Origin of the sequence: Paraburkholderia sp. J11-2 (genome assembly GCF_905220185.1) — a bacterium.
GTDB lineage: Bacteria > Pseudomonadota > Gammaproteobacteria > Burkholderiales > Burkholderiaceae > Paraburkholderia.
Genome location: NZ_CAJMYY010000114.1, coordinates 1 through 469 on the forward strand (window position 1 = coordinate 1; position 469 = coordinate 469).

At 65.5% G+C, this 469-nt stretch carries 1 pseudogene; it reads right to left on the minus strand.

Going from position 1 to position 469, the window contains the following annotated elements:
• Positions 1–469, minus strand: a pseudogene (locus tag U5A57_RS41390) (adhesin); the annotation flags it as partial.

The following is a 469-nucleotide window of genomic DNA, read 5'->3' on the forward strand; positions in this document are numbered from 1 at the left end:
ATAGGTGTCGCCGCCCACGAGATACGTCGGAGCCGAGATCGAGCCGTCGCTGTTCACCGTCGAGCCGCCACCCAGCGCAGCCGCCGTCGAACTGGACACCGTGTACAGCTGGGAGCCGTTCACTGCGTCAAGGCTCGATGCGCTCACCATGCCGTTGGCCACGTTGTGCAGCGCCACTGCCGAGGTCGCACCCGTGCCGCCCAGCGTCACCGAGTCATGCGCCGACGAGTCGTACATGACCGCATCGGCCATCGTGCCGTTGATGTTCGTGATGTCGCTGTTGAGCGCCGTGAACGCGTCGCCTGCGTTGTTGTACGTGCTCCCGCCGATGTTGTACGTCGGGTTCGTGATCGAACCGTCGCCGTTCACCGTCGAGCCGCCGCCCATCGCGCCGGCCGTCGAGCTTGCGAGGTTGTACAGTTGCGAGCCGTTCACCGCGTCCACGCTCGATGCGTTCACCGCACCGTTA